Source organism: Xenorhabdus siamensis (genome assembly GCF_037996745.1).
Classification (GTDB): Bacteria; Pseudomonadota; Gammaproteobacteria; order Enterobacterales; family Enterobacteriaceae; genus Xenorhabdus; species Xenorhabdus indica.
The window spans coordinates 44975-53601 of the sequence record NZ_JBBMXE010000007.1 but is presented as its reverse complement, the minus strand read 5'-3'; the positions used below and the strand labels follow the sequence as shown (position 1 = coordinate 53601).

Genomic DNA, 8627 nt, shown 5'->3' with positions numbered 1-8627 from the left:
AATTTTTGGTTATAACGCTTTATTGTTTTGTGTTATGCATAATAAGTAGTTGTATATTATGATGATTATGGATATGTAAATAAAAAAGACTTTTGTTTCATCTTTTATTGCCGCAATATTGGTTTCAGTAAGCAGTATTTCTTATGCGGCCCTTCCGGCAACAACAGGGACAGTAAAATTCCAGGGGAACATTGTAGAATCAACCTGCTCTGTTGGTAGTGGTTCTGACAAGATTGTGAACATGGGGATATATCTCAAAAGCGATATTCCTTCCATTTTAGGAAGTGAAGTTACGGGGAGCAGAAAGAATTTTACAATCAAATTAATTGGGTGCCCTGTTACTACACCTGTTTCAAAAATGGGGATCACATTATCTGGGACAAGGGATACCACTAAGCAAGATCTATTATCATTAGACTCACCTTCAACTCCGGATACAGCAGCCGGGATTGGCATTGGGGTTTATTCAAAAGGTACAAAGATAGATTTTACTTCTGGTCCTCACAAATTAGATGATATTGATATCGATAAGGCTAGTATGGAAATACCTTTAGAAGTGGCTTATGTATCTAATGGTGAAACCGCTAAAGCCGGAACGGCCAATGCCACACTTAATTTCGAAATAAATTACAAATAAAAATTATTTATAAATATTTATTTCCTGGCCGCAGAGGCATTTTTATGGCTGCGGCCTTGACCTATTAACATCATAAATAGTTATGTAATAATGAAAGATAAAATAAAAAGAATATTTACATCGTATATGCTAACGAAAAAAATAACACTTATATGCTCATTGTTTTTTGTATTGCCATCCTGGGCAGGTGTAACCGTGGGTGGAACCCGCGTTATTTATAAAGGCAATAAAAAAGAAACTTCAATTTCAGTGAAAAATTTTGACGAAAACCGGCCTTATTTAATTCAGTCTTTTATCAGTACTGACTCAAAGGGAGAAAAAGCGCCGTTCATTGTGACACCGCCGCTATTCCGTTTGGATGCGGGCAAGGAAAGTATTCTTCGTATTGTCCGTACCGGCGGTCATTTACCTGAGGATAGAGAATCGATTTTTTATCTGAATGTAAAATCTATTCCGTCTATGCAAGAGAATGAACAAAATTCTTTATTGATTACGGTGAAAACCCGAATCAAATTATTTTATCGGCCTGAAGGAATTAAAGGTGATGCTGAAGAAGCTTATAAGACGCTGACATTTCGTCGCATGGGTCATCAACTTGAGGTCAAAAACCCCAGTAATTATTACGTAACCATCGGGCAGATCAAAGTGGCTGGAAAACCCCTGACAGGGACTGACATGATCGCGCCACAGGGTGTTGCACATTTCGTTCTGCCATCTGAATCACCCGGCTTAGTTAGCTGGAATAGTATTAACAGTTATGGTGGTGTCAGCAAAGAGATCATTAAGAACTTGCCTTAAAAAGAAGATGAAAGATAACAAAGAATATTGGGGACAAAAAATCATATTTATTAAATATAAAACAAGTAGCAGCACAGTCATGCCAACATGTTTGCTTTCGGTCTTTATTCTATGTTTTTCTGTGTTGTTATCATTACCCGTCATGGCAAAGGATTATTTTCGATTATCAGCATTGGAATTAAATGATACTCAATCGGTAATTGATTTAAGCACATTTTCATCCCCCGGCAGCCAATTACCGGGTCAATATCAGGTGAATATATTTCTTAACGGCAAAGAGAAAGAAACAAAACAAGTTAATTTTATTAAACTGGAAAACGGCAAACTGTCGCCACAGCTAACGGTCGATAATTTAAGACAGCTTGGCGTGAGAATCTCGGCTTTTCCTGCGCTGATGAAACTCTCGCCTGAACAAGTTATTGATGATATTAGCGAATATATTCCACAGTCATCAACTTCATTTGATTTCTATGAGCAACGTCTGGATATCAGTATTCCACAAGCCGCATTGGATAATCAAGCCAGAGATACGGTGGCATCACATTTATGGCAACAAGGAGAGTCAGCATTTTTAATGAGTTATAATTTTAGTGGGTCAGAAAATTATAACAAAAACACAAAAAACCAGAGTTATTTTTTAAATTTACAAAGCGGGATAAATATCGGACCGTGGCGGGTAAGGAATCAATCCGTTTATGATCATGATCCTGGAACAAGTAAAGGTAAGAGTCGTTTTTCATCCATTAACAGTTACATCCAACGGGACATTCATGGACTAAAAAGCCAACTCATTCTTGGCGAAACCTTTACTGACGGAGATATATTTGAAAACGTGCCGTTCATCGGTGCTTCTATGACATCCGATAGCTTAATGTTGCCCGGCAGCCAACGTGGCTTTGCGCCAATTATTCGTGGTATTGCCCAAACCAACGCGCGCGTAACGATTCGCCAAAATAATTACGTCATCTACGAAAGCTATGTTCCGCCGGGGCCTTTTGTTATTACGGATCTTTATTCAACCTCCGGCTCCGGTGATTTGGATGTCACGATCACCGAAAAGGACGGGCGGCAACGTAAATTTGTGCAACCATTTTCATCAGTGCCAATGATGCAGCGAGAAGGGCAGTTAAAATATCAGGTTACCCTGGGGCGCTACCGTTATTCCAATGCCAACACTTATAAACCTTATTTTAGCGAAGCAGCATTTATTTATGGGTTCTCCAATCGGTTAAGTTTGCTATCTGGTATGCAGGTAGCAGAAAACTATCGGGCGTTTAACGCGGGTCTGGGGATTGGACTAGGTAATTTTGGCGCAATTTCTCTGGATATGACACTGGCAGACGCCAGATTGCCGGAGAATGAACATAAACGAGGGCAATCGTATCGAATTCGATATACGAAAAGTATTGAGGCGACGGGGACATCCCTGACTTTCTCCGGTTATCGTTATTCCACACCAGAATACTATTCATTTGCAGAGGCAAATGAATACTCAGTCAGAAAAGACGCCAGCCGTGCACAAAATAAGCGAAGCCAATTGGAGCTAACCCTAAACCAGGGGATGGGGGATTTTGGCAATCTTTATGTATCTGCCTATCAGCAAGATTACTGGGGAAAACAAGGCACCAACCGATCATTATCTGCGGGTTATAACATTAACCTTGCCGGGATCAGTTATGGATTGAACCTTTCCTACAATGCCAATCATGAATCCATTAAGAGTAAGGATATACAGGCATCGTTTAACGTCTCTATTCCATTGGATAAGTGGCTACCTAATGGATGGGCAACTTACAGCATCAGCAGAAACGGCCGCAGTCAGGGAAGTCAACAACTGGCGATAAGTGGCAGTGCATTGGACGATCATGCCTTGTCCTATAGTATCCACGGGGAGCACAGTCATAATATGGAAGGGGCAAGTGGCGGTGCTTCGTTGGGATATAGCCATTCTTTTGGCCGTGTGAATCTGGGTTACAGCTACAGTAATAATAGCCAGTCGCTTAACTACGGGCTGTCTGGTGGTCTCGTCGCCCATCAAGACGGCATTACGTTTTCTCAATCATTGGGTGAGACCGTAGCACTGGTTAAAGCGGCTGGTGCAGCAGAAACAAAGATTTTAAATCACAGTGGAATTAAAACGGATAAACGAGGTTATGCCGTAATCCCGTCGGTCGAACCTTATGCCTACAACCGGGTTGCCCTGGATACTGAAATGTTGGCTGATGGTATTGATCTTGACAACTCTGTGCAACACATTGTACCGACTCGCGGTGCCGTGATTGCTGCCGATTTTCGCGTCCGTCAGGGGCACCGCATATTGGTAACATTACACCACAACGGCAAACCCGTACCTTTTGGTGCCAGCGCAGCGTTAATAAACAGTGACAGTAGCGGGATTGTTGGTGATGACGGTGAGCTGTATTTGAATGCCGTCCCAGAGCAGGCAGAAATAAAAGTACAATGGGGAAAAAATGAAGATCAACAATGTCATGCAAAAACAGATTTATCAGTGCTGCCCGAAAAATCAGGCGTATTACGCTTGACCGCCGATTGTCACAGTTAAAAGGAATTTATCATGTTTAATTTTGAACGTAATAATCGCTTTCAGATTAAAGCTAATAACTTTTTATTGGCATTATTAATTATCATTTTCGCGGGGAGTTATTCAACGCGGGTTATAGCAAAAGTATGTACGGCTAATAATGAGACCCAGATAATCACATTTGGTGATATTTCTGTTGACTATAAAAATTTACCAAAAACAGAATTAGTCTCCAATAATAATATGAAAGTCCGTTGCACAATATCCGGTCAGCATATATACGTAAAATCCATTACTGGAGTAAATGTAGGTTCCCTAAAAAATCATTTTTATGAAACCAGTCTTCCTGGTGTCAGATTTAAATGGGAACTCAAACCTAATAAAGTGGTGAGTCAGTTTATGAATGTGAACAGTTCAAGAGGGATCGGCACCGGAAACAGATCATTGAGCAGTAAATTTCATATACATATCGATGATAAAGTTCAATCTGGAACGGTAAAGGAGATAATAATAACGATGGCTGATGATAAAAATGGGAATACGGTTTTCACATATAAAATCCCTGCTTTTAACGTCACGGCAAGAACTTGTGAAATAATCACGCCAGTTGTTAATGTTCCGATGGGAACTGTATTAGTTAGTCAATTTAAAAACAAAGGTAATACTGTTGGTGGACGTTCTTTCGATATTAACGTGCAATGCAAGGGATCCCCGAACGCGAATATTACCTGGGAGCCGGGAAAAACTGATACAAATGGAGTGATAAATGCTGATTCAACCTCATCAGCAACAGGGATCGGTATTCAGATTTTAGATAGCGGAAGCAAACCTGTGAAATTTAATCAACCGCAGGATCTTGGCACGATAAATTCTTCGAAAACATTGCCATATATGGCGAAGTATTATCAAACCTGTGATCGTGTTTCTGCCGGTAGCGTTAATGCCACGGCCACTTTCACTATCAATTATAAGTAATCGAGAGATAGCCATTCATCAGCGAAATCAAACTCTTCTGGGGCATATGTTGAATAACCATTTTTGTTTTCTGGTTCCATTTCTATTATAGGGGGAGAACAAACATAGAATACAAGCATAAAATAAGTAGGAAATAACAGGAGGGGTTAAATGCCTCTCCTGCATTGGATTAGGCTAGATGTGATCTCATAGTTCGCTGTACTCGGTAAGCATACTTATACAGTGTGTTTAGCCAAGTCTTTAGGGGTTATTTTCTTGGACACATTGTCTTTATTAATCGATAAGATTATCTTTCCATGTAATCCATCTAATAGATTATCCCCTATCTTTTTTACTGTTAAAATTGCAGCTCTATTTTTGACGCCAGAAAAGATGGAATCATCTTCATTTTTAAGTCTATTAACATCCCTTGGAGAATACATATCATTCATCATGACTTCTTCAGATATATCCTCAGGGAAATATAGTTGGCCTACAAAATAGAATTTATCTTCCTGTCTTTTTTGTACATTCGCATTCCTTGCTGATAAATGGATATGCAGAGCTCTTCCCGCATAAAATCCGGGGAAAATGGTGGTGAATCTGACAATGCCTTCTTTATCAGTCCGTTGCGCCCCACGAAGGAATGTGCTTTCATCCGTTCTTGAAATCGTCCCTATACCGCCAGATGGAGCCTTGAGATCTGGGTTTATATATTTCCAACCTGAATATTTCCCCATTGCGTTACAATGCCATATATCAATAAAGATATCATCTAAAGGTTTGCAGGTGACAGAATCAATTATTTTCATTGTCAATAAAAGAGGTATTCCTGGTTCATCCTCTGTTATATTCCTTCTCAATAGTTTGTTATTTATAAAATAGGGGCCTGACATTTCCTCTGGGGTCATTTCGCAAACGCCTATATTAATATCATCTTCTCTCTTTGATTGGCTATTTGAAGAAGCGAGAGCGCCCGCTGGAATCAGAGGTAATAATGAAAATATTGCACCAGTAATACTCGCCTGTTTCAGAAAAATTCTTCTTTCATTTTTCATAAAGTGATTCCTTATATGTTATTTCCCTTATAAATTATTTAATAATATGATTTCATTCAAAGCCAGGTACGAGGTCAATGCAGGCGCTGAGTGGGTATTAAACTGAAAAAGCCTATCAAGCGCAAGTTGCTCATGTATTAAATAATTAGATACATATATTAAATATAATTTATAGTTTTCACGCTCAATGAAAGTTCCTGTGACTCTATCATGCATTTTTCCGGTCCATGCCAATACCTCCAGCCAGTTTATCGGCAGAACAATAAACAACTCCCTCATCACAATCCCATTGGGCGTTTTTGATGTCCGGGGCCGCTGTACATTCAGCCAAAGAGCAATCAATCTGTAGGATATAAGGTTAATTATTCCCGTTTAATGAATAAAATTCATAACTACTATCATTTTTCCGGTATTAATCAAAATTTATTAGGGTGTTAATCTTTAGCTACAACATGACGACTGTCTTTTTTCATTAGAGTTAATAGCAGTCATATTATTAGAGTTAATGGAAATTATATTGATTAGCATCTCTTCGTACCCATTGCTGAACTTAATATATATCAAAATGATCACGTTACAACCAGATCACACTGATGGAAAAGAGGGGTATGAGTAAGATGCTGAAGGATAACTTTACGGCTATTTTTTATCTAATTGTCGTTGCGCATGAGAGAAGTTTCACTCGTGCTGCTGCAAAACTTGGACTCTCGCAATCTGCATTAAGCCATGCCATAAGGAGCCTGGAAGAACGACTGGATATTCGACTACTAGCCAGAACAACCCGCAGCGTGGTGCCCACGGAAGCGGGAGAAATGCTGATTAACAATATCAGCCCACATTTGAATGAAATTGAAAATGATCTCATCACACTGACGGATATGCGGGACCGGATTGCAGGTAATATCCGCATCACTCTGGGAGAACATGCGCTTCAGTCTACAGTGTGGCCATTATTGCAGCCTTTTGTGCGTGAATATCCCGATATTCATGTAGAGCTGTTTATGGACAACAGTATGACCGATATTATCAGCGGTCGTTTTGATGCGGGAGTACGTCTGGGGACGCTGGTAGCTAAAGATATGGTGGCTGTACGTATTGGCCCGGACTGGAGAGTATGTGTCGTGGGAGCGCCGGAATATTTTGCGGCTCACGGTAAACCGGAAACGCCGCTCGATTTGCAGAATCATAACTGTATCAATGTTCGGCGGCCTACCTTAGGTGGTTTATATGCCTGGGAATTTTCTAAGGGCGGGCAGCGAACGCGGGTACGGGTAAAAGGTCAGTTGACGTTTAATAATCTGGATCTCCGTATAGAAGCGGCTACTTTGGGACTAGGATTATCTATTGTTCCTGAAGACGCGGTAGAAAAACAAGTTGCTGAAGGGAAGTTAATTAAAGTTTTAGAGGATTGGTGTGAACCTTTCCCAGGATATTTTCTTTATTATCCAAGCCGAAAACAACATACATCGGCTTTTGTAAAATTAATTGAGGCATTTCGTTATAAAGGCCAAAGTAAAAACGGCTTGCAAAAAAACTGTCTGGAATATCAAGGAATAGGAACATAGTTTTTATTATAAAGCCACTTATTTGTCCAAGATCATAAATGCACGGATATTAATCTAAAATCTATTTGGTATTTATTAACAAGAGAAGGAAGAATTTGTAATTAAAAAAAACCTAATGATTTATTTAAGAAAGATTAAGTTTATTAAAGAAGATAATTTAAGAATTAACAAAATGTAAGCCAATACATTTTGTTAGTAGTTCCACACACTCATCACTCATTAATAATGGGAAAATTTTAATATGTTTAATATGAAAACTACACCACGTAAATTAGCAATTTTGTCTGTTTTGATCTCTTCCGTATTCTCAGCAGGAGCAAGTGCAGATGTAATTAAAGTAAGCGGAAAAGATTCTAAAGGTTCGTCCGTGAGCGACATAGAGATATATGATAAGACAGAATCAGATACCCTGCTAAGTGGTAAAGCAGATAAAACTGCGCTGGACCTGAAAGCAGATAAGACTGCACTGGACCTGAAAGCAGATAAAACTGCGCTGGACCTGAAAGCAGATAAAACTGAGCTGGAAACTGCGCTGAAAACTAAAGTAGATAAAGCTGAGCTGGGCACTGAGCTGGATAGTAGAGTAGATGATGTGGTGAAAAATGAGGTGGTGAAAGCTAAAGTAGATGATGTGGTGAAAACTAAAGTACTTGAGTCGCAGGTAACACTGAACAAGGCGCTTAGTGATGAAACTAAGCAACGTGAGTTAGGAGATGTAGAAACATTTAACAAAGCGAAGGGATATACTGATCAACGTTTCGATACACTACAATCATATACAGACCAAAAAGTTAATTATCTCGATAATAAAATTGACCGCATTGAAAAACGCGCTAATGCGGGTGTTGCCAGCGTAGCGGCAATGAGCAATATTCCTTATAGCAATAATACCGGATTTAGTCTTGGTTTAGGTTTAGGCCAATATAGAAATGGCAGCGCTGTAGCTTTAGGTATCCAGGATAAATTAAATGAAAATGTCAGCCTCAGATTGTCAACCAGCTGGAATAATTCAGGTAGTCCAGTATTTGGCGCTGGTGTTGGTATAAGCTGGTAAGTTTCCTCTTCTGTTTGCT

At 39.6% G+C, this 8627-nt stretch carries 7 protein-coding genes; 6 read left to right on the top strand and 1 reads right to left on the bottom strand.

The window, feature by feature from the left end; genetic code table 11:
* Window positions 1-118 precede the first annotated feature (118 nt).
* The 4 genes from AAC852_RS07120 (at window position 119) to AAC852_RS07105 (ending at window position 4952) form a co-directional block, all read left to right on the top strand.
* Window positions 119-637: a fimbrial protein gene (locus AAC852_RS07120; RefSeq protein WP_340620433.1), complete on the top strand. Its 519-nt coding sequence runs from the start codon at window positions 119-121 to the stop codon at window positions 635-637.
* 195 nt (window positions 638-832) lie between these two features.
* The gene (locus AAC852_RS07115) at window positions 833-1435 is read left to right on the top strand and encodes a fimbrial biogenesis chaperone (protein ID WP_340620432.1); all 603 of its coding nucleotides are present in this window, start codon (window positions 833-835) and stop codon (window positions 1433-1435) included.
* Between the two features lie 79 nt (window positions 1436-1514).
* On the top strand, window positions 1515-3998 hold the full coding sequence (locus tag AAC852_RS07110; protein ID WP_340620431.1) for a fimbria/pilus outer membrane usher protein: 2484 nt from the start codon (window positions 1515-1517) through the stop codon (window positions 3996-3998).
* Between the two features lie 12 nt (window positions 3999-4010).
* Window positions 4011-4952: a fimbrial protein gene (locus AAC852_RS07105; protein WP_340620430.1), complete on the top strand. Its 942-nt coding sequence runs from the start codon at window positions 4011-4013 to the stop codon at window positions 4950-4952.
* A gap of 215 nt (window positions 4953-5167) precedes the next feature.
* Here the strand turns inward: AAC852_RS07105 and AAC852_RS07100 are convergent, their stop codons facing one another.
* Window positions 5168-5989: an intradiol ring-cleavage dioxygenase gene (locus AAC852_RS07100; RefSeq protein WP_340620429.1), complete on the bottom strand. Its 822-nt coding sequence runs from the start codon at window positions 5987-5989 to the stop codon at window positions 5168-5170.
* Between the two features lie 617 nt (window positions 5990-6606).
* Between AAC852_RS07100 and AAC852_RS07095 the strand changes: the two genes are divergently transcribed.
* Both AAC852_RS07095 and AAC852_RS07090 read left to right on the top strand, forming a co-directional pair.
* Window positions 6607-7554: a LysR family transcriptional regulator gene (locus AAC852_RS07095; protein ID WP_340620619.1), complete on the top strand. Its 948-nt coding sequence runs from the start codon at window positions 6607-6609 to the stop codon at window positions 7552-7554.
* A 241-nt stretch (window positions 7555-7795) separates the two neighbouring features.
* A complete protein-coding gene (locus AAC852_RS07090) occupies window positions 7796-8608 on the top strand; it encodes a YadA-like family protein (RefSeq protein WP_340620428.1) in 813 nt (270 codons plus the stop codon).
* The last annotated feature ends 19 nt before the right edge of the window (window positions 8609-8627 follow it).

Bases quoted from the DNA above. Each gene is read 5' to 3' on its own strand.
- AAC852_RS07090 (WP_340620428.1), top strand. From the start codon at position 7,796: ATGTTTAATATGAAAACTACACCACGTAAATTAGCAATTTTGTCTGTT.
- AAC852_RS07105 (WP_340620430.1), top strand. From the start codon at position 4,011: ATGTTTAATTTTGAACGTAATAATCGCTTTCAGATTAAAGCTAATAAC.
- AAC852_RS07095 (WP_340620619.1), top strand. From the start codon at position 6,607: ATGCTGAAGGATAACTTTACGGCTATTTTTTATCTAATTGTCGTTGCG.
- AAC852_RS07110 (WP_340620431.1), top strand. From the start codon at position 1,515: ATGCCAACATGTTTGCTTTCGGTCTTTATTCTATGTTTTTCTGTGTTG.
- AAC852_RS07100 (WP_340620429.1), bottom strand. From the start codon at position 5,989: ATGAAAAATGAAAGAAGAATTTTTCTGAAACAGGCGAGTATTACTGGT.